Source organism: Cohnella algarum (assembly GCF_016937515.1).
Classification (GTDB): Bacteria; Bacillota; Bacilli; order Paenibacillales; family Paenibacillaceae; genus Cohnella; species Cohnella algarum.
On the sequence record NZ_JAFHKM010000002.1, the window covers coordinates 5,312,986 to 5,333,676 of the forward strand.

A 20,691-nucleotide genomic window follows, 5' to 3' on the forward strand; every position below is an offset into this window, starting at 1 on the left:
AGGTGAATGCCGGTGAAAATAAAGGAAGCGGCGGAAAAGCTGCGCATAACGCCGAGAGCGATCCGCTTTTACGAGGAAAAGGGGCTTATCGCGCCGGCAAAGGATGAGGACACCCGATACCGCGAATTCGGCGAACAGGATATTTGGCGGCTGCAGACGATCGTCTCGCTCCGGGAATCCGGCATGTCCGTCGAGGACATGAAAGCCGTGCTGGACAAAATGGAAGAACTCGGCAGCGAGGAGCTGCCCTATTATTTGGAGCTGCAGCGGTCCGCTTTGTTCGCCAAATGGCTGGAGATCAAGCAAATGATCGAGACGACCGACGACATGATCCGCATCGTCCGGGAACGGAAAACGCTGCCGCTGGACGACATTTTCAGGCTGGCGGAAGGTTCCCGGCGTCTGCGGGAGCACCGCAGCCGTTGGACCGACAAGTGGAACTTCGACCGGCTCGCGGCCGGCCACGACGAGCGGGTGCGAATCGACGCCGATACGTACCGGGATTATGAAACGGCGCTTCAATCGGTCGTCGAATGGATGAATCCGGCCGCGGGCGAACGGGGGCTCGACGTCGGCACGGGAACGGGAAATCTGGCCGGCAAGCTGGCGGAACGGGGCGCCGATATGGCCGGAGTCGACCAGTCCAAAGAGATGCTGAAAATTTGCCGCCGGAAGTTTCCCGCCATGGAGACGAGGCTCGGCAATTTCCTCGCCCTCCCTTTTCTCGACGAAAAATTCGATTTTATCGCGTCCAGCTTTGCGTTTCACCATCTGGAAAGCGATCAGCAGCGGCTTGCGGTCAAAGAAATGCGCCGCGTGCTGAAGCCGCACGGGCGCATTTGCATCGCGGATTTAATGACGGCGGAGCCGGAAGTCCGGCGAAAATCCGGCAAAACCGAAAACGGGGCCGACCTCGTCTCGCTTCCCGGCCTTCTCCTCCTGTTCGCCGATTTCGGCTTCAAAGTCCGGTACCGGCGCTTGAACGAGCGGCTGTTTCTCGTCTGCGCGGAATAACGAATGGGCACGCGGGACGAACGCAACGCTTTCGGTTGTCGGCTCCTATTTCTCGACGCAAACATAAAAGCTTTGAATGATCGAGCAGGGTTGGCCGGCCTCGTTCGCAAACGACCGCCTTTCGATCTCGCTCGCGATTTTCCTCGCGGCGGAGCGGGCGAAGAAGGACAAGTCCCAGGCGGGACGCTCGACTTTGCTCAGCGGCAAATTTCGCGAAATGCGCTCGATCACGCCCGTATCGACGCCTTGGAGATGCTCCTTTTTGTGGGGATCCGCATAGGCCCCGGATTCGCGGAACTGCTTGTAAAGCGGGTCGTAATGGTGAAGGTAGTGATTGCCGTCGAAATTCAATATTCGGCCTCCGGGCTTCAGCACGCGCAGCCATTCCGCATAGGCGCGCTCGGGAAATTCAAGGTTCCACGTCAGATTCCTCGAGACGATGTAATCGAAGCTGTTATCCTCAAAAGCGAGCTGCTGGGCGTCCATTCGCCGAAGATCGATGGCGACGCGCTCGGCTTCCGCGTTTTTTGCCGCGTGTTCGAGCATCTTTTCGGTATAATCGACGGCGGTGACGTCGTGCCCCTCCTTCGCCAGCAAAATCGCCAAAAAGCCCGGGCCGCACCCGACATCCAGGCATTTGAGCTTTTCCTTCCGCGGGGCGTGCTGCCGAAGCGCCGCAAGCCAGTGGTCTTTCGCGTCGGTTCGCAGCTGCTCCAGGTTGGCGAGGGAAAAACCTTCCGCCCGCTCGTTCCAATACGACTTGATCTTTTCCAGTTCCATCCCGCATCTCCTTTGTTTTATGCCGAAACGATCGCCTTACAGCGGCGCGACCGGCACGACGTTCAAGTAGCCCAGCGACGTTTTCTCGACGCTGACCTTGACGTTATAAACGCTTTGCAACACTTCGGGAACCAGCACGTTTTCCGGCGTGTCGTGCGCTTTGACGCGGGCCTCGTCCAGCAGAAGCATCCGGTCGCTGTATCTTGACGCCAGCATCAAATCGTGAACGACGAAAATCGTAATCGCCCCCGTTTTCCTCGTATACTCCTTTGCCAAATCCATGACGATCAGCTGATGCCGCAAATCGAGCGCGCTCGTCGGCTCGTCGAGCAGCAGCACCCTCGGCCTCGATACGAAGGACTGGGCCATCGACACGAGCTGTTTTTGCCCGCCGCTCAGATGGTTGAACGGACGTCGGCTCAATTCGGACAGGTTCAGCTCCTCCAGAACCCGGGCAACGCTGGCGATCTGCTCCTCGGCGACCCGCCAGCGCAAATTTTTCACCAAGCCCAGCAACACCATCTCGAACACCGTCAATCTCGTGCTCGCCGATCCGATCTGCGGCAAATAGGCAATGTCCGTCGGCGGGTAGACCGTATCGGCTTCGTCATCCGCCAGACGAACGGTTCCGCCGCTTTTCACCTGCCCCGCGATCGCTTTGATGAAGGTCGTCTTGCCGACGCCGTTCCGGCCGATGACCGCCGTCATTTGACCGCCGTGAAACGTCGCGGAGATTCGGTTTAATATTCGCCGGTCCGCATATTGCGCGCTTAAGTTGTCTACGGTTAATTTCAGCATCGCTCAGTCTCTCTTCCTCAAAATGAGTATAAACAGGAACGGCACGCCGACGATCGAAGTAATGATTCCGACCGGCAGCATCGAGCCGGCCGACAGCAGCTTGGAGACGATCGATGACAGCAGCATCAGCATGCCCCCGAACAGCATGGAAAGAGGCAGCAGAAACCGTTGGTCGTCTCCGGACAGCAGGCGGGCGCAATGCGGAGCGACCAGCCCGACGAAGGCGACGGTCCCGATGAACGAGACGGCCCCCGAGATGAGCACGGCGCTGATGACAAACACCGAAAAACGCAGCCTCTCGACGTTGACGCCCAGGCTTTCCGCCTTCTCTTCCCCGGCCGAAAGCGCCGTAAGCCTCCAGGAACGCCGCATCAAGGCAATGGAGCAAACGAGCAGAAACGCCGCGCTGACCGCGACGCTTGTCCAGGTCGAACGCGCCAAATTCCCGAACGTCCAGCCGGAGATGATTTGCGCGATTTCGGGCGAGGCGCGATACTGCAAAAATTGCTGCAGCGCGGTAAAAAAGAAGTTCATCATAATGCCGGTTAAAATCAGCGTCATCGTCGACATGCCGCGGAACTTGCCCATGTAATAAATGCAGACGGAAACGAGCAGGGCAAACAAAAACGCCAGCAAGGAGGTCCCCAGCCACAATTGCCCCGCGATCGCAAAGCCCGTCGTGATCGAGATCGCCGCGCCGAAGCTCGCGCTCGCCGTAATCCCGAACGTATAGGGGCTGGCCAGCGGATTGTTCGTAATCGTCTGCAGCTGGAGCCCCGCCACTCCCAACGACGCCCCAACGAATACGCACGTCAGCGTCATCGGCAGCCGAATATCCCAGACGACGACTTTCGCAACGCCTTCGCCGTTCGGACCGGCCGCCAAAGCCTTCAACAGGTCGGCGAACGCCATGTTCGACGATCCCGCCGCGAGGTCAAACCCAAGCGCGAGCGCAAAGGCGAATGCCGAAATCAGGACGGCCATCATCCTTCTTCGGTTCAAGCCCGCGTATCCATTCGATTTTTCGGTCACATGCCAGCCCTTCATTCCTCATATTTGGTTATCCGCCCTATAGGGACCGACTATCGCAAACGAATCATGAACGTTCCGTCATCGTTCAGCTCCGGAAGGTATTTCTCGTAATAGTCGTGCATCGACTTCGCCGGATCGATATCCGCAAACGCTTCGGGATATAGCGCCTTGGCGAGATACTGGGTAAACGCATAATCGATCATATTGCGCAGGCTGCCGTGATCGACGCCGTAAACTTCTCCGTTTTTGACGGCTTTCAAGTCCTTCCATTCCGGTCTCGAAGCGAATCCGGCCAGCCGCTCTTGCGCCGTCGCTTCGTCGACCGCAAATCCCATTCGCATCTGGTCCCCGCCGCTGTCGTCCGACCAAATCGACCCGCCGATAAAGATAACGTCGGGATTCGAAGCGATTACGAACTCTTTGTCCAGAACGCCGTAGCCCCCGTCGATCCCCGCTCCCATATTGTCGGCGCCGACGTTGTGAACGATCGCGCCCCAGAGCATCGAGTCGCTGTAGCTGTTGCCGTATTCGCCTACGCCCTTGTTTCCGAGCTCCACGTAAACCTTTTTCCCCTTTTGCTCTTCGGGGAGCGCGGCGATCCGCTCGTTTACCTGCTCGATCGCGCCAATATAAGCTTCGTTCTGCTCCTCGGCAACTTGTTCCCTGCCCAGCAGCAGCCCTAGAATTTCCGTGCTCTTCGTATGATTTTCCAGCTTTTGCGCATGGTAATCCAGGACGACGACGGCGATTCCCGCCTGTTCGAACGTCGCGATTTGCGGATTGTTTTCCGCGTATTGCGACAGGTTCATCAGCAGGACGTCGGGTTCGAGCGAAACGATTTTCTCCGCGTTCAGCACGTCGTCGTGATACCCGCCGATGCTGACGATATCGCCGCTTTTCATCCGCGGAAACGCGTCGGTAAATACCTTGTACTCGCCGTACCGCGTATCTTCCCAGCCGTCGAACGTCATTCCGACGACCTTGTCCAGGCTTTCCGCGCCGCCCACCATCATAAAATTGGCGATATAGTTGGCGACGATGAACGTTTCCGGCGGCTTGTCCAGCCGAACCTCCCTGCCCGCAACGTCCGTAAAGACGATCGCAGCCGAACCGTTAACCGCAGACGGATCGCTTGCTTGCGCGGAATCGCTCGCTTGCGAGGGACCGTTAACCGTTTGGCTCGAACACCCCGCCGCAAGCATGAGCGCAACAAACGCCATTGCGACAAGCCTCGTCATGCTATTGCGTATCTTTCCCATTTGCGTGATTCCCCACCTGTCCAACCGATTTTCGTAACACATTTTTTCTATATTGTAACACTAACGAAGCTTCCGGCAACTTATTTTTGCGAAAACCTAGTAAAAACGTCTTCGCCGTTCTGGGAGACAGAGAATGTCGTTTTTATCGGAGAAACTTATCCATTCTGAATCGCGAAAAAAACGCGCCGTGCTCCTTCGGAGACGCGCGTCGGGATAAATCCTGCTTTATGAAGCGAGATGATTCCATGTTGCGTTCAGCCACTCGGCGAACCGTTCCTCTTCCTCGAATTGCGGATAATGGGCGGATTTTTCGAATAAAACGAATTGCTTCTCGGGGGCCTCCAAGCGGTCGAAGTAATGTTTGGCCGCACTTGCGGAAGTCATATAATCGTATTTCCCCATAACGAAATATAAGGGAATATCCAATTGGCGAACGATTCCGGTAATGTTTTTCCCCGCTTCCTCCTCAAGCAGCCTTTCTTGGGTGACGGCAACGCCGCGCAAATATCGAACGACATCGAGCAAATTATACTCGGGATTGAACAGAAAGCCCGTATAGTAGTCCCTGTTGTCGTCGATAAGCCTTGCCGCGCCGCCGTATTTCCGAACCAGATCCCTTGGCGTGTGTTCTTCTCCGCTCTCGATCGCGCTCCTCAGCCGTTCCAGCCGTTCTGCGTCTTTCGCGTTGCCGGCGAGTTCGGCCTGCCCGATCGTATAATTCAGGCTGTCCAGCTCGCTCTCCACCGTGTCGGCCACCTGGCCGATCCCGATATAAGCGGCATATTTGTCGGGCGCTTCGGCAGCCGCCTGCAGCGAAATGTACGTTCCGAAGGAGTGGCCGACCAGCAGCACTTTTTCTTGTCCAAGCTTCTCCCGGACGTAATCGGTCAACGCCAGCAAATCTTCTACGAGCAGTTCCGCCGTCACGTTCGAATAATCCTCGAAAAAATGGTACGACTTCCCGCTTCCCCGCTGGTCGTAATGAACGATCGTAAAATCGTCTTCAAGCAAATCCTGGTACTTTCTTACATAAGGAATCTCGGAGCAGCCCGGGCCGCCGTGAACGAAGATGACGACCGGGTTGCTTCTGTCCGTTCCCCGGATCATCACCTCGTGCCCGGCTCCGTTAATCGGGACTTGGCCTAAGAAATAGATGCTGTCGGCGCCTTTGATCCATGGCGTCCACGTCGGGAACACGAATCCGGCGGCGATAACAAGAAATAGAAGCAGGGCGGCGATCTTCCATCGTTTCTTCTTTTTGCTGTTCACTCGCATCGTTTTCCCTTACTTCCGCTTGTTCCGCATGGCGCGCAGCAGCTTCGGGTTGCCCTCCTTGCCCTCGTTCTCGAGCCAGTTTTGGTACTCGGGAGATTCCGCCCCGTAAAGGGCGATCCGGCCTTCGGCGTCGTAATGGACGCCCCAGCCGAATTTTTTGGGCAGCATCGACGCCCGGAGGCACGGATGCGACTTGCCGAACAGCTCGTCCCATATTAGTCTGCGATCCGCCGCCGCTTTGTCTTCCGGAATTCCCTTGTGACGGACGTGAACCTCGAACAGCAGTTCCTCGTGGGTGAAGCGATAAGGATTTGCCGACAGCAGCTCGTATTGAATGACGTGCGCCGGCTTTGTTTCCTTCGCGCTTTGCGGGACGATACCGGCTTCAGCCGGGCAATCCTCCGAAATGAGAATCAGCGTGTCCTTGTAACTCAACCGATCTCCCTCCTTAGGCGCCAGTATACCGAATCGCGGCAAAAACACAAGCATCCGCGGGCTGAGATGAGTCGCCACGACTCAAATGGATCGTTAGCGCGCATGCGGAGGCCGTGAGAGGAGTAAATTTCACTCAAATGCGTGCGGCAGTTTGCGCATGGCGGGCTGAGATGAGTCACCACGACTCAAATGGATCGTTAGCGCGCATGCGGAGGCCGTGAGATGAGTAAATGCGTGCGGCTGTTTGCGCATGGCGGTTGGAGATGAGTCATCACGACTCAAATGGATCGTTAGCGCGCATGCGGAGGCCGTGAGATGAGTAAATTTTACCCAACTGCGTGCGGCAGTTTGCGGCTTGGCGGGCTGAGATGAGTCACCACGACTCAAATAGATCGTTAGCGCGCATGCGGAGGCCGTGAGATGAGTAAATTTTACTCAAATGCGTGCGGCTGTTTGCGCATGGCGGTTGGAGATGAGTCATCACGACTCAAACGAATTACGGGGGGGGCCGAGCCAATTTCTGGATGGATGGGGGAAATATCGCTGGGAACTATATTCCTGCTGTCCGAACAGTGCGATTGTACCCACATGCTTGCTCGTACATGTTCACAGATTTAAAAAATAACGGCCGGTTGGATCCGACCGTTATTCGATAAGGCGCCGGTAGCGCGCAGACAAATGGTTCGTTGATTAGCCGACCACGCGTTGCGATTCGCCGCTGTTCGCCTTGGCTACATTGCCGACCCGCGCGTTGCGATTCGCCGCTGTTCGCCTTGGCTACATTGCCGACCACGCGTTGCGCTCCGACGCTGTTCGCCTCCGGCTACATTGCCGACCACGCGTTGCGATTCGCCGCTGTTCGCCTTAACTGCAAAGCCGGCTCGTTCGTTGCGGTCGGCTGCTTCCCCGCCGCATTTCCGCCACGTCGCTTCCCCGGCCGCTCTCAGCCGTCCCGTTACGAACGGAACTTCCGCAAAAATTGAACCGCTTGGGCGATGTCCGCCTCCGGTTTCGCTCCGACTTCCCGCTCGATCGTCAAATAGCCGCCGTAGCCGATATCCTGAAGCGCCCGGATATAGTTCGGCCAATCCACGCCGCCCTCGCCCAGCGGCACTTCGCGGAACGCCGAACCGGATTCGGCCTCCTCGGCGATTTTATCGTGGTCGAGCTTTTCGTAGCCGAGCGCGCCGTACACTTCGCGGGGATCGATCGGACGGAAGCGGACGCCGTCCTTGGCATGGGTATGCACGATGTAATCCTTCAACGTGTAAACGCCCTGCACCGGATCGTCCCCCGTCACCATCACCATGTTGGCCGGATCGAAATTGACCGACACGCCTTTGGAGCCGAGTTTATCCAGGAAGCTTTTCAGATGGGCCGACGTTTCCGGCCCCGTTTCGATCGCGAAATAGGCGTTCATGCTCGTCGCGTATTCACTCAACTCGCGGCAGGCGGTCAGCATCGAATGGTACACTTCGCCGTTTTCGTCTTCCGGCACGATGCCGATATGCGTCGTGACCACGTTCGTTCCCAGCTCGACCGCCAGGTCCAAAATCCGTTTCGACTTCTCGACTTTCGCCGGATTTTCCCGCTTGTCCTGGAACCCGTGCCCGGCCAGATCGCCGACGAGCGCGGAAATGTCGAGCCCGAGCGATTCGATGTACGCCTTCCATTCCTTGCGCGCGGCCGGGCTTAAGTTATCGGGATCCATCTCGCCCGACACGGCGTAAATTTGCACGCCTTCCGCCCCGACCTGCTTCGCTTTGACGAGCCCTTCGCGCACGCCGACGCGGAAGCTGTCGACGATGACGCCGATTTTGTTGTTCATTTGGACGCCTCCTCCGTTTCGCTCCACATTTTCTTCAAGTTGGCAAGCCCGATGCGGGAACCGAGCTTGCAGTCCTCCATCCCTTCGAACTCCAGCGACAAATAGCCGTCATAACCGGATTCGCGAATGATCGACAACACGTCCGGCAGGTCGATGTCGCCGTTGCCCGCGATCGCGCCGCGCAAATAATGCCCGTGGGCCGTCTTGAACCAGCCCTCGCCGGGATTGCCCCGCGTTTTCGGCCGCCAGTAAAAATCTTTGATGTGCACCATCGAGGCGTAGCCGATGTTTTTTCGGACGGCGACGGACGGCTGCTCGTCCGCGCACATGAAGTTTCCGACATCGAGCGTCGTTTTGAAATTCGGACGGTCGACCGCGTGGATGAGCGCCTGCACCCGGTCGCTCGCTTGCGTGAAATAGCCGTGGTTTTCGACGCTCGTCGTGATGCCGAAGCCTGCGGCATATTCCGCGATCCGGCGGCAGGCTTCCGCAACCCGCGGCAGCTCGCCCAAAAAATTGCGGATCGACAAATCGTCGGACGAAGCCGCGTCGTGCCGCATCAGCTTCACGCCGAGACGGCGCGCGATGTCGACTTCTTTTTTCACCCGGTCGATTTCCGCCTCGAACGCATCGTCCGACAAGCCGCAGAAGTTGGCGCCGATCGCGTAATTGGACAGCTCGATGCCGCTTGCTGCCGCCTGGCTCCGAATCGCCTCGATCAGCTCCGGGTTGTCCGTCAGCGAAAAGCCGACCGGCACGATTTCCGCATGCTCCCCGCCGATTTCCGCGATGTAGGCGATCGCTTCGGGAACGGTCAGCTCGCCCGCGCGAATCGCGCCGAACAGACTGTACGTGCTTACGCCGATTTTCATAGCCGGATCTCCTCTTTGCGCTCGGACGATTCGTACACCGCGTTCAATATTTTCATCATTTCGACGCCGTCCTCGATCGGGCTGATCGGCTGGCGTCCCTCTCTCACGCATTCGACGAAATGGTCGATCTCGCTTTGGAACGCGCCTGCGAAGTCGAAGCTTTTGTGGTCGGTTTGCGGTACAATGTTCAAAATCGTATCGTTCTTTTCCGTCACCATGACGATTTCCGGATCGATTTCGAAGCCGCCTTTATCGCCGTAGAGCTTGACGGAGGCTTCGTTCGATTTGGCGTGAAGCGCGAAGCTGACGTCCACCTGGAGGCTTGCGCCGTTTTCGAACCGGATCAGCGCGCTGGCCAGATCCTCGACCGTGTTGAAGGCCGGATCCCAATCCGCGGCCTTGTAATGCGACAGGCTGGTGACGTTCGCGCGGTTGCCGAGCTTGTGGTACGTGTTGCCGCTGACGGTAATCGGCTTCGGCTTGCCCATCATGTACCAGCACAGGTCGATCATGTGCACGCCGATGTCGATGAGCGGCCCCCCGCCCGAACGCGAGCGGTCCGCGAACCAGCCGCCCGGGTTGCCGTGCCGGCGCAGCGCGGAAGCTTTGGCGTAATAAATTTCGCCGAACTCTCCCTGCTCGACGAATTTGCGCAGCATTTGCGCGTTCGGGTCGTAACGGCGAACGTAGCCGACCATCAGCAGCTTGCCCGTCTCCCGGACCGCCTCCTGGATGCGCAGCGCTTCCTCTACCGTCGTCGACACGGGCTTTTCGACCAATACGTGCTTGCCCGCCCGCAGCGCCGCGATCGCGATCTCGGCGTGCGTATTGTTCCAGGTGCAAATGCTGACCGCGTCGATATCGGGATCGGCAAGCAGCTCCTTATAATCGCTGTAGCTTTTGGCGGCTCCGAATTGCTCCGCTTTTTTCTTGGCGCGTTCGGCGTTCAGGTCGCATACCGCGATAAGCTCCGCGCCCGGGTTGCGCGTGTAGGATTGCAGGTGCGAATCGGAAATCGAGCCCGTTCCGATGACCGCGACTTTGACCGTTTTCATAGCTTCCCATTCTCCTCTGCTGGGTATTGGCCAACTGATTTGATATTATGAGATGAGAGAGCCGGTCAGCCATGAACCGGATTGCGCTTTATTTGGACGATTGTGCGATTTGCGAGCGAGGTGACCGTCATGAGAAGACCCGCGGCGCTGCTGGAGCCGATGGATATGCCCGACCCCCATTTTCCGATCAAGGTCCACTTTTCGGCTTCGTTTCGGACCGGTCAGCTGTTGTTTCCGAACCATTGGCACAAGCATATCGAAATTTTGTACTGCGTTGCCGGCAAAGCGCACATCGAATGCAATTCCGTGCCGCTCGCGATGGAGGCCGGCGACGTGATCGTCATCAACAGCAACGATTTGCACAGCGGAACGTGCCTGTCCGACGATTTGGCCTATTACGCGCTGATCGCGGACCCGATTTTGCTGCAAAGCCCGACGCCGGACGCGGCCGAGTCCAAATATATCTCTTCCGTCGCCGACAATCGCCTGCTGTTTCGGCACAACAGCTCATGCAGCGAGGAAATCGGCGGCCTGATCGTCGCGATCGTGGGCGAACTGCGCGGGCGCGAGATGGGCTTCGAGCTTTCGGTCAAGTCGCATCTGTACCGGATTTTGACGCTGCTGATCCGCCGCGACGTGGCGCAGGTGCTGACGGAAAACGAAGACCGTCTCCGGACCAAAAATCTCGAACGCCTCGCCCCGGTGCTGGCCTATATGGAGACGCATTATGCCGACCCGCTCCACGTCCATATGCTGGCCGGCATGGCGGGACTTAGCCGGTACCACTTCGGGCGGCTGTTCAAGGCGGTTACCGGCCGGACGATTACCGAATACATTGCCTGGATTCGCCTCAGCAACGCGGAGCAGCTCCTTCGCAATACGACGCAGACGATTTCGGAAATCGCGGAAATGACCGGTTTTCACGACATCTATTACTTCAGCCGCATGTTCAAAAAAATGAACGGCCTGCCGCCGACCGAATGGCGCAAGATGGCCGCGGAAACGGATTTGGGACAGGTTACAGCACCGCCACCGCCCTGACCGGAGAGCCGTCCCCGTTCTCGATCGCGAGCGGAAAGCCGTAAAACATGAAATCCGTCTCCTCCGGAAGCCGCTCCAAATTCGCAAGCGACGTGTACGTGACGATGCCGGCGCCGAGCAGTGCCCGCTCCAGCTCCTCGGTCAGCTCCCCGCCGACGAACGGCGGGCGAAGCCGCGCCAGCCCTTCGAAAAGCCCGACCCCGATCTCTTCCTTGAAAAAAAGCCCCCCATCCCGCGGCCAGGCTCCGTCCGGACGCACGACTTGCGCCTTGCCGAAAAACCGTTCGAGCGGCATGCGGTCGATCGGCGTGCCTCCCGCGTGCATATGGGAAAATGCGTCGACATGCGTGCCCGTATGCGTGCCGAGCGTCATTTGCCTCAGTTCCCAGCCGTGGCTCTCCCTCGTTCGGACGATTCGCACCTCCACCTCCGGATCGCCGGGATACACCGGCATGCCCGACCGGATCGGAATCGATAAATCGATAACGGCCATCGTTCTCGTCTCCTTCTCAAGCTGCGTGAACTTCATTAAGCTTCATTTTACAATCGCCGCCCGGCCGTTGCAGCCGTTTTCCCGCAATTTCGTTGAGTTTTCGCCCTTTGCCGATCTATAATGTTAAAAGCTGCGCGTATGAATCTCATATTCTCGAAAAAGGTGTGCAAGTAGATGAGCATTTTAACGGTCAAAAATTTGTCCCACGGCTTCGGCGACCGCGCGATCTTCAACGACGTCTCGTTCCGCCTGCTGAAGGGCGAGCACGTCGGGCTGATCGGCGCCAACGGCGAAGGCAAATCGACGTTCATGAACACGGTCATGGGCAAGCTCGAACCCGACGCCGGCAAAATCGAATGGGCGAAAAACGTCCGGGTCGGCTACCTCGACCAGCATTCCGTGCTGCAAAAAGGGATGACGATCCGCGACGTTCTGAAAAGCGCCTTCCGGTATTTGACGGACCTGGAAGCGCAGATGAACGAAATGTACGAGAAAATGGGCGCCGCCTCCCCCGAGGAGCTGGAGGCGCTGCTGGAAGAGGTCGGGACGATCCAGGATCTGCTGACGAACAACGACTTCTACATGATCGACGCGAAGGTCGAGGAAGTGGCGAAGGGCCTGGGCCTGAACGATATCGGGCTCGACCGGGACGTGCACGACCTCAGCGGCGGCCAGCGGACGAAGGTGCTGCTCGCGAAGCTGTTGCTGGAAAAGCCCGACATCCTGCTGCTCGACGAACCGACCAACTACCTGGACGAAGCGCACATCGAATGGCTGAAGCGGTATTTGCAGGCTTACGAAAACGCGTTTATCCTCATTTCGCACGACATTCCTTTTTTGAACAGCGTCGTCAACCTGATTTATCATATGGAAAATCAGGAGCTGAACCGGTACGTCGGCGACTACGACACGTTCCTGCAGCAGCACGAGGCCAAAAAGCAGCAGCTGGAATCGGCCTACAAGCGCCAGCAGCAGGAAATCGCCGATTTGAAGGATTTCGTCGCGCGCAACAAGGCTCGCGTCTCGACGCGCAACATGGCGATGTCCCGGCAGAAGAAGCTGGACAGCATGGAGATCATCGAGCTCGCCAAGGAAAAGCCGAAGCCCCAGTTTCAGTTCAAGGAGGGCCGGACGTCCGGGCGGTTTATTTTCGAGGCGAAAAGCCTTGTCATCGGCTATGACGAGCCGCTGTGCCGTCCGATCGACCTCGCCATGGAGCGCGGCCAGAAAATCGCCGTCGTCGGCGCGAACGGCATCGGCAAAACGACGCTGCTGCGCAGCCTGCTCGGAGAAATTCCGGCTTTGTCCGGCTCCGTCGAGCGCGGCGACAACTTGCTCGTCGGCTATTTCGAGCAGGAGATGAAGAGCGGAACCGACATGACGTGCATCGAGGCGGTGTGGGACGAATTCCCGGCGATGTCGCAATTCGAGGTGCGCGCCGCTCTCGCCAAGTGCGGGCTGACGACGAAGCATATCGAAAGCAAGATTTCCGTTCTCAGCGGCGGCGAAAAAGCGAAGGTCCGGCTGTGCAAGCTCATCAACCGGGAGACGAACGTGCTCGTCCTCGACGAACCGACCAACCATCTCGACGTCGACGCGAAGGAAGAGCTGAAGCGCGCCCTGCGCGCTTATAAAGGAAGCGTTCTGCTCATCAGCCACGAGCCGGAATTTTACCGGGATGTCGCGACCGACGTCTGGAACTGCGAGTCGTGGACGACGAAGGTGTTCTGAAGCGCGGAAAAAGCCCCGGCAGCATGAACCGCCGGGACTTTGATTTAAATTGCGCGGCACGTAAATGTCGGCGCGGCAATCGAACGGATTTCGAGCCGATCGCGCGCCCGCTTAAAACGCCGGCACGACCGCGACGCCGTACTTCTCCTCGATGAACGCTTTGACCTCGGGCGACGTCAGAGCCGCGTCGAGTTTACGGATCGCTTCTTCGTTCTCGTCCCCGCTTCTGACGACGATGACGTTGGCGTACGGGGAATCTGCATCCTCGCGGAACAGCGCCGCGTTCGGATCGATGCCGGCTTCCAGGACGAGGTTCGTGTTGATGACCGCCCCGTCAAGGTCCGGCAGCACGCGCGGCAGCGCGGCGGAATCGACTTCGCGGAATTTCAGGTTTTTCGGATTGTCGACGATGTCTTTCGGGGTCGCCTCGTACGTCGTCAACCCTTCCTTTAGCTTGATCAGCCCTTGCTTCTCCAGCAGCACCAGTGCCCGGTATTCGTTGGACGGATTGTTCGGAATGCCGATTTCGGCCCCGTCCCGCAACTCGTCCTTCGATTGGGCCTTTTCCGAATAAAAACCGATCGGCTCGACGTGCACCTTCGTCGTGACGGCAAAATCGTAGCCTTGCTCATTCTTGACGGAATCCAAATACGGAACATGCTGAAAATAGTTCGCGTCGATCTGGCCGTCCTTCAGCGCGGGGTTCAATTGGCCTTCGTCGTCGAACACGACGATTTCCAGCTCGACGCCTTGTTCTTTCAGAACCGGCTTCACGAATTCCAGGATTTCCGCATGGGGAACCGGCGCCGCTCCTACCTTCAAAACCGCGGGTTCGGCCGGCGTTTCGGACGAAGCCGGGGTCTCGGATGCTCCGGACGAAGACGAGCCGCTCGGCGAAGGCGAGGCGGATTCGGTCGCGGGGGCCGAAGGCGAAGCGGACGAATCGCCATTGCCGGCACCGCAGGCCGAAATCAACACCGCCATTAACAAAACAAGCGCTGGGACGAAAAACCGTTTTTTCTTGGACATACGTTCCTCTCCTGTCTTTTATCGTAATATGTAAAGCCAAGCGCGTTGCCGAAATCGATCATTCGCTACTCCTGTTTGAACCTTCGGCGCTGGATCGACTTTGCCGTCCAGTCCCCGGTCCATTGGACGATCTGAACGAGCAAAATAATGACGATGACCGTCGCAAACAAAACATCCTCGCGGAACCGCTGGTACCCGAACCGCACCGCCAGGCTGCCGAGGCCCCCGGCCCCGATCGCGCCCGCGACGGCCGTAAACTCGGTGATCGCGATCACCGCGATCGTCATCCCCCGCACGAGCGCCGGCAGCGCTTCGGGAATGAGCACCCGGAATATAATCGCGAGCGGAGATGCGCCGACGGACTTCGCCGCTTCGATTTTGCCCGCTTCCACTTCCTTGAGCGAATTTTCGATAATGCGCGCGAGAAACGGCGCGGCGCCGATCGAAAGCGAGACGATCGCCGCCGTCGGGCCCAGCGTCGTGCCGATCAACAGCCTCGACAGCGGCAGCAGCAAAATGATCAAAATGATGAACGGCAGCGAACGCACCGTGTTGATGACCGTGCCCGCGACCTTGTGCAGGACGGGCAGCGGCATAATGCCTCCCTTTTCGGTCGCGACCAGGACGATCCCGAGCAGCAGCCCGAGAGCGGTCGCGAACAGCGAAGACCAGAACACCATGTACAGCGTTTCGGTCAAACCTTCCCTCAGCAAGCCCGGCAAATCTTCCCTCATGTCGCCGCCCGCCGCTCTTCCGCCGGAAATCGGCTTCCGTAAACCATTTGCGCGATGCCGACAAAGCGCCGTGCCGTTTCGCTTTCGGGGCTCGCGAACAGCTTGTCGACGGTGCCGGTCTCGACGATTTTCCCCCGTTCGATTACCGCCATCCGGTTGCAAATGTGTTGAAGCACGTCGAGCTCGTGCGTGATCAGCACGATCGTGAGATGAAGCTGGCGGTTGATCCGCTTCAGCAGCTCCAGGATCGAAAACGTCGTTTCCGGATCGAGCGCCGACGTCGCCTCGTCGCAAAGCAGAACGTCGGGATCGTTTGCCAGCGCTCTGGCGATGCCCACCCGCTGCTTCTGCCCGCCGCTGAGCTGGGCCGGATACGCTTTTTCCTTGTCCGAAAGCTGGACGAGCTCCAGAAGCTCCCGCACGCGCCGCCTGATTTTTCCCTTGGAATGACCCGCCACGACGAGCGGAAACGCGATATTCTCGTATACCGTCCTGGCGTCGAGAAGGTTGAACTGCTGAAAAATCATGCCGATTTTTTGCCGGGCCAGCCGCAGCGCTTTCCCGTTCAGTCTCGTAATCTCCTGCCCGCCGATCGCGACGCTTCCGGAATCCGGCTCCTCCAGCCGGTTCAGGCAGCGGATCAGCGTCGACTTCCCCGCGCCGCTCGCGCCGATGATTCCGTAAATATCGCCCTTGCGCACGTGCAGATCGATGCCGTCCAAAGCCGTGAACCGGCCTTGCGGCGTTTTGTACGTTTTGCTGAGCCGCTCGACGACAATCATGCATGCCCACTTCCTTTCCCTGAGATTTCAAGCAAAACGAAAAAAACCAAGCTTTATCGTCCGCAGGCGGCAAACGATCGCTCAGTTTCCAGTTCGTCTGGTCAACTTTTAAAATAAACTATTCCAATGGTTTTAATATACTTTAATTCACTTCCCTGATTCTGTCAATGTCTTTTCAAAGCAATCAAGTTTAATTATACTTTTCCAATAAAATAACTTATATTTAAGGAGCGGAACCTTTTACCGGGAGTTTAAAAGCAAAGTGGCCGCCGCCGGACGGGATCCGGACCGGGTCTACGTTTTGCAAGGAATTTCCCCGATTATCGGCGGCACCGATGCCGAGGCCCGGGCGGAAAGGGAGCGGCTGGAGGCGCTGATCCCCGAGGCGACGGGCCTGAGCTTTTTGTCCGATTATTTCCCCGGCGTCGACTTTGAGGGCCTGACCCTGGACGACCGGGCCAAAGACGCGGGACTGGACCGGCTGGAGCTGGACAAATCCGATTACCGCAAACACCGGCCCGTCATCGCGAGAGATAACCCGACGCTCCGCGAAGTCTACTCCCTGCTTACCGGTTCCTTCAGCGACGACGGGCTCGTCGGCACGCCGGAGAAAATCGCGGATACGCTCGAGCGCTGGTTCGCCGAACGGGCGGCCGACGGTTTCATGCTGATGGCGCCGTCCCTTCCCGGCGGCCTGGAACGATTCGTCGACGGCGTCGTGCCGATCCTGCAGCGGCGCGGCCTGTTCCGGACGGAGTACGAAGGCGCCACCTTGCGCGAGCATTTGGGGCTCCCCGCCCCCGAAAACCGTTACGCCCGGCAACCTCGCGCGGAAAGCCGGAAATAGCGCAAGCGACCGAATCGCGAAAGCAATAACGGCCTCTCGCGACCGTTCATTCGGCCGGGCCGTTCCCGGTCTCGCTCGAACACGAAAAAACCGCGTTTTCCAAAACCGGAAAACGCGGCTCGCGAGCGGGTCAAGAGACCGCCTTCGATTTTTTTTTGCACTCTTTGCGGGTACATGTTTTATAATGGCCGGTAAAATCGAGTCGGTGATCGGTTACTTTGAAGCCGTATTCGCGCTCCAGCCGCTGCTCGAGATCGAGCAGCCAATCCTCCTTGATCTCCTGCAGGGAACCGCATTCGGCGCAGATCAAATGGTGATGCATATGCTCGTGGTCGTCGCTGCGCAAATCGAAGCGGACGGCGCCGTCGCCGAAATTCATTTTCTCGACGATGTGCAGCTCCGCCAGCAGCTCCAGCGTCCGGTACACCGTGGCGAGCCCGATGTCCGAGTACTTTTCCTTTACGAGCATGAACACGTCTTCCGCTGTCAGATGATCCCGTTCGTTTTCAAGCAGCACCCGGACGGTCGCTTCGCGTTGGCGGGTCATCTTGTACCCGTTGCTCGCCAATCGGCAATTAATCGAATCCAGCTGTTCCGTGATCGTCAACACAAGCACCTCTCTTCTATAGATAGCTAAGCTTAGCAGACCTTTTATTTAGAATAATTCTAATCTTAACGCAAACTTTGTCTGAAAGCAAAGGATTTCATCAAAATGAAGTCCGGCGAGGATCGGGCTCCCGGGTCGGCCCGGCATAAAACGGAAAAAAGCGCCCCATCTTCCGGTTCCCCGGAAAATGAAGCGCCCCGACTTAAGCAGGCCATTGGTTTGTCCTTCTCGCATGTTCGCCGCGCGCGAACGTTTTCGCCCGCGCCGTTTACGCCAAAATTTCCTCGATCCGCTCCAGGACGTCCGCGGACAGCGCGACGCCCGATGCCGCCGCGTTTTCCTTCACCTGCTCCGGACGGCTCGCCCCGACGAGCGCGCTGGCCACGTTCGGCTGGCGCAAAATCCATGCCAGAGCGAGCTGCCCGACCGTAATGCCGAGCTCCGAAGCGATTTCGCCGAGCCTGCGCACTTTCGCGATTTTTTCATCCGTGATATGCTTCCGCATATGGTCGAGCTTGGCCGCGCGGCTGTCTTGGGGCACGCTGTCCGCGGACGCGTATTTTCCCGTCAGCAGTCCTTGCGCGAGCGGCGAGAAAACGACCTGGCCGATGCCCTTCCGCTCGCCGAGCGGGATGATTTCCTTTTCGATGTACCGCTGGAACATGTTGTAGACCGGCTGGTTGACGACGATCCGGTCCAGCAGGTACCGGTCCGCGACCGTCAGCGCCTCGGCCATTTGCGCAGCCGTCCACTCGCTGACGCCGACGTAGAGCACCTTCCCCTGCCTTACGAGGTCGTCCAATGCGCGAAGCGTTTCTTCGAGCGGCGTCTCCGGGCCGAAGCGGTGGCAATAGTAAATGTCCACGTAATCGGTGCCCAGGCGCTTCAGGCTGGCATGGCATTGTTCGGTCACATGCTTGCGGGACAGGCCGCGGTCGTTCGGACCGTCGCCCATCGGCCAAAACACCTTGGTCGCCAGCACGTACGATTCGCGCGGATACGCCCGCAGCGTCTCGCCGACGACCAGCTCGGCTTGTCCTCTTTCATAAACGTTGGCCGTATCGAAAAAATTAATGCCGAGATCGTAAGCCGTCTCGATCGATTTCACCGCGTTTTCCTTTTCGACGTAGCCTCCGTAAGTCAGCCAGCTTCCCAGGCTGATTTCGCTCACCTTCAGGCCCGTACCGCCCATTTTCCGATAGTTCATCTTGCAACCGCCTCCTTGAATGGGGTCGAAGCCGCTCCGAACGTTGCCAGCTTCGCCGGACATTCCTTGCCGGAACCGCTTTTATTGTAATGGATTGCGATATACAATTAAAAGTAGTGAATTATTTTTCATTAAATTATACCCAGTATATATGCTATACTTTGTATACCAAGGAGGGTTTGGCGATGAATGCGAGCAATTATATTCCGAAAGTCCCGGTCGATTACGAATGCAACATTGAAAAAACGCTCGACGTGCTTGGCGGGAAATGGGCCTTTCTCGTCCTGCGCGAGCTGTTCGGAGGAACGAAGCGATTCGGCGAGCTGCAGCGCAGCATCCCGGCCGTAAGTCCCCGCGCGCTCACCAGCACGCTGCGCCATATGGAGGAAAAGGGCGTGCTGGAACGACGCGTGTTTCCTACCGTACCGGTTACGGTCGAGTATACGCTTACGCCCAAGGGGCAGGATCTGCACCATATCGTAAAAGAAATGAAGCTCTGGGCGGCAAAGTGGACCTAGAGACCGGCCGCCCGCAAACGTTCGGGAGCTCCCGCGACAAACGAAACGCGCCGCGCGCTTCGGGTCCGATCCGCCGATCGGCCGCAAAGCTGCGCTGCGCGTTTCGTTTAAGAGCCGGCGACCTAGCCGATTCCGCTATGCCTCGCTTCCTCGATCACCTCGATGAGCCGGTCGGGATAGTTCGTATGAACGCCGTCCGCCCCCCACCTTACCGCCTTGCTCATGTTCACCTGGTAATTTACCGTGTACGGGTACATCAACAAGCCCGCGTTTTTGACCTTCTGCACGTAGGAGCCGCTGAGCTTTTCGAAGTTGGCGCCGATGCCGTTCGCGTATTGCTTGATTTCCTCCAGAGAAGAACTCGAGATATACGCCGGCGCGTTGTACCACAGCAGTTGGAACAGCAGAATTTCTTCGTTCAGGGAACGCAGCTTGGACAGGCTGGCTTTGCTGAACGATTGCACCGCGACGTGGCGGCTTAACTTGTATTCCTCGACGAGTTCGATCAGCTGTTCCTCCATGCCGGGATAAACCGTCGGGGACTTCGTCTCCAGCAGGTAGTTGGCATCGTTGCCGAACGTTTCGAAAATTTCCCGCAGCGTCGGCACCTTTTCGCCCGCGTATTCTTCTCTCGCGTACATCGGATGGGTTTGGTTAAACCAGGAGCCGGCATCGAGCTGCCGGATTTCCTCCAATGTCAAATTTCGCACGCGGCCGGTCCCGTCCGTCGTCCGGTTGACCGTTTCGTCGTGCATGGCGACGAGATGCCCGTCCTTCGTCATTTGCAAATCGATTTCCAAATAATCCGCGTTCATGCGAACCGCCGTCCGGTAAGCCGCAAGCGTATTTTCCGGCGCGTATCCCGAAGCCCCCCGGTGCGCGATCGTCGCCACCTTTCGATCCGGCGAAAACAGTTCCATCAAGACGTCGCGGCTTGCGGACCACGACATCAGGAGCGCGATGATCGCGGCGACCAGAAGCAGATGAAGCGTGTAAAAGTAAAGCGTCGTAATCTCCCGTTTGCGCAACTTGAGCCCTCCCGTCATCCCCTGGTGTCCTTGCCGAAGGGAGCCGGCGTTTCAAGCTGGAGGCGCTTTCGTGGATCTCCCCTCGTCCCGAGAGCTTTCTTTGAATCCGCTTTACTTGCTTGTAAGCATCGTATTCAAACGAGGCCGCAATGCTGCCTTGCCTCTCGGAAAACATACAATGAGTCATTATTTCATTATGTCCAAAACCTGTCAAGAGTCGCCGGCATTCGACAAATACGCACGCTGCTTTTTACCTCGGAGACCGAAAAAAGAAACGCACGCGATCGGATTGACAATGTAAATGAGAATTGTTATCATTAAACTCG

General features: G+C 57.9%; 21 protein-coding genes. 5 read left to right on the plus strand and 16 right to left on the minus strand.

Annotation, left to right across the window (positions count from 1 at the left end; all coding sequences use genetic code 11):
- Window positions 1-12: 12 nt before the first annotated feature.
- The gene (locus tag JW799_RS23940) at window positions 13-1,014 is read left to right on the plus strand and encodes a MerR family transcriptional regulator (RefSeq protein ID WP_080840935.1); all 1,002 of its coding nucleotides are present in this window, start codon (window positions 13-15) and stop codon (window positions 1,012-1,014) included.
- 45 nt (window positions 1,015-1,059) lie between these two features.
- Here the strand turns inward: JW799_RS23940 and JW799_RS23945 are convergent, their stop codons facing one another.
- From JW799_RS23945 to JW799_RS23985, 9 genes are all read right to left on the minus strand, one after another.
- Window positions 1,060-1,794 (minus strand): class I SAM-dependent methyltransferase, encoded by a 735-nt coding sequence (locus JW799_RS23945; RefSeq protein WP_080838876.1) that lies wholly within the window; start codon window positions 1,792-1,794, stop codon window positions 1,060-1,062.
- Window positions 1,795-1,830: 36 nt separating this feature from the next.
- Window positions 1,831-2,592, minus strand: a complete 762-nt coding sequence (locus JW799_RS23950) for an ABC transporter ATP-binding protein (RefSeq protein ID WP_080838875.1) — start codon at window positions 2,590-2,592, stop codon at window positions 1,831-1,833.
- A gap of 3 nt (window positions 2,593-2,595) precedes the next feature.
- On the minus strand, window positions 2,596-3,624 hold the full coding sequence (locus tag JW799_RS23955; protein ID WP_205432032.1) for an iron chelate uptake ABC transporter family permease subunit: 1,029 nt from the start codon (window positions 3,622-3,624) through the stop codon (window positions 2,596-2,598).
- A 50-nt stretch (window positions 3,625-3,674) separates the two neighbouring features.
- Complete coding sequence (locus tag JW799_RS23960) at window positions 3,675-4,844, minus strand: ABC transporter substrate-binding protein (RefSeq protein WP_205432034.1); 1,170 nt, start codon at window positions 4,842-4,844, stop codon at window positions 3,675-3,677.
- A 264-nt stretch (window positions 4,845-5,108) separates the two neighbouring features.
- Window positions 5,109-6,158, minus strand: coding sequence for an alpha/beta fold hydrolase (locus JW799_RS23965; protein ID WP_205432036.1), 1,050 nt, complete (start codon window positions 6,156-6,158; stop codon window positions 5,109-5,111).
- A gap of 9 nt (window positions 6,159-6,167) precedes the next feature.
- A complete protein-coding gene (locus tag JW799_RS23970; protein ID WP_240353397.1) occupies window positions 6,168-6,593 on the minus strand; it encodes a DUF6157 family protein in 426 nt (141 codons plus the stop codon).
- A gap of 955 nt (window positions 6,594-7,548) precedes the next feature.
- Window positions 7,549-8,421 (minus strand): sugar phosphate isomerase/epimerase family protein, encoded by an 873-nt coding sequence (locus tag JW799_RS23975; RefSeq protein ID WP_080838868.1) that lies wholly within the window; start codon window positions 8,419-8,421, stop codon window positions 7,549-7,551.
- Window positions 8,418-9,293, minus strand: coding sequence for a sugar phosphate isomerase/epimerase family protein (locus JW799_RS23980; RefSeq protein WP_080838867.1), 876 nt, complete (start codon window positions 9,291-9,293; stop codon window positions 8,418-8,420). Before JW799_RS23980 ends, JW799_RS23975 begins: the two co-directional genes overlap by 4 nt.
- Entirely contained in the window at window positions 9,290-10,348 is a 1,059-nt protein-coding gene (locus tag JW799_RS23985; protein ID WP_080838865.1) for a Gfo/Idh/MocA family protein, read from the minus strand. The genes JW799_RS23980 and JW799_RS23985 overlap by 4 nt, the downstream gene beginning before the upstream one ends.
- Before the next feature lie 129 nt (window positions 10,349-10,477).
- Between JW799_RS23985 and JW799_RS23990 the strand changes: the two genes are divergently transcribed.
- Complete coding sequence (locus tag JW799_RS23990; protein ID WP_205432037.1) at window positions 10,478-11,389, plus strand: AraC family transcriptional regulator; 912 nt, start codon at window positions 10,478-10,480, stop codon at window positions 11,387-11,389.
- On the opposite strand, the gene JW799_RS23995 is transcribed toward JW799_RS23990, so the two are convergent.
- Window positions 11,367-11,882, minus strand: a complete 516-nt coding sequence (locus tag JW799_RS23995; RefSeq protein WP_080838861.1) for a cyclase family protein — start codon at window positions 11,880-11,882, stop codon at window positions 11,367-11,369. The two genes, JW799_RS23990 and JW799_RS23995, sit on opposite strands and share 23 nt — an antisense overlap.
- 174 nt (window positions 11,883-12,056) lie before the next feature.
- On the opposite strand from JW799_RS23995, the gene JW799_RS24000 reads away from it, so the two are divergent.
- Window positions 12,057-13,613 carry an ABC-F family ATP-binding cassette domain-containing protein gene (locus tag JW799_RS24000; RefSeq protein WP_080838860.1) on the plus strand — a complete coding sequence of 519 codons (1,557 nt, stop codon included), beginning with the start codon at window positions 12,057-12,059 and terminating at the stop codon, window positions 13,611-13,613.
- 111 nt (window positions 13,614-13,724) lie between these two features.
- Here JW799_RS24000 and JW799_RS24005 read toward each other — a convergent pair whose 3' ends face one another.
- From JW799_RS24005 to JW799_RS24015, 3 genes are all read right to left on the minus strand, one after another.
- Window positions 13,725-14,642, minus strand: coding sequence for a MetQ/NlpA family ABC transporter substrate-binding protein (locus tag JW799_RS24005; protein ID WP_080838858.1), 918 nt, complete (start codon window positions 14,640-14,642; stop codon window positions 13,725-13,727).
- 65 nt (window positions 14,643-14,707) lie between these two features.
- Window positions 14,708-15,376, minus strand: a complete 669-nt coding sequence (locus JW799_RS24010) for a methionine ABC transporter permease (RefSeq protein ID WP_080838856.1) — start codon at window positions 15,374-15,376, stop codon at window positions 14,708-14,710.
- Window positions 15,373-16,158, minus strand: a complete 786-nt coding sequence (locus JW799_RS24015; RefSeq protein WP_205432041.1) for a methionine ABC transporter ATP-binding protein — start codon at window positions 16,156-16,158, stop codon at window positions 15,373-15,375. The genes JW799_RS24010 and JW799_RS24015 overlap by 4 nt, the downstream gene beginning before the upstream one ends.
- A 262-nt stretch (window positions 16,159-16,420) precedes the next feature.
- Between JW799_RS24015 and JW799_RS24020 the strand changes: the two genes are divergently transcribed.
- A complete protein-coding gene (locus JW799_RS24020; protein WP_205432044.1) occupies window positions 16,421-17,005 on the plus strand; it encodes an LLM class oxidoreductase in 585 nt (194 codons plus the stop codon).
- Window positions 17,006-17,135: 130 nt separating this feature from the next.
- Here the strand turns inward: JW799_RS24020 and fur are convergent, their stop codons facing one another.
- Window positions 17,136-17,612: a ferric iron uptake transcriptional regulator gene (gene fur / locus JW799_RS24025; protein ID WP_080838852.1), complete on the minus strand. Its 477-nt coding sequence runs from the start codon at window positions 17,610-17,612 to the stop codon at window positions 17,136-17,138.
- A 268-nt stretch (window positions 17,613-17,880) separates the two neighbouring features.
- Window positions 17,881-18,819 (minus strand): aldo/keto reductase family protein, encoded by a 939-nt coding sequence (locus JW799_RS24030; protein ID WP_205432046.1) that lies wholly within the window; start codon window positions 18,817-18,819, stop codon window positions 17,881-17,883.
- A 185-nt stretch (window positions 18,820-19,004) separates the two neighbouring features.
- On the opposite strand from JW799_RS24030, the gene JW799_RS24035 reads away from it, so the two are divergent.
- The gene (locus JW799_RS24035) at window positions 19,005-19,337 is read left to right on the plus strand and encodes a winged helix-turn-helix transcriptional regulator (RefSeq protein WP_080838848.1); all 333 of its coding nucleotides are present in this window, start codon (window positions 19,005-19,007) and stop codon (window positions 19,335-19,337) included.
- A gap of 122 nt (window positions 19,338-19,459) precedes the next feature.
- Here JW799_RS24035 and JW799_RS24040 read toward each other — a convergent pair whose 3' ends face one another.
- Complete coding sequence (locus tag JW799_RS24040; protein ID WP_205432048.1) at window positions 19,460-20,365, minus strand: glycerophosphodiester phosphodiesterase; 906 nt, start codon at window positions 20,363-20,365, stop codon at window positions 19,460-19,462.
- Between the last annotated feature and the right edge of the window lie 326 nt (window positions 20,366-20,691).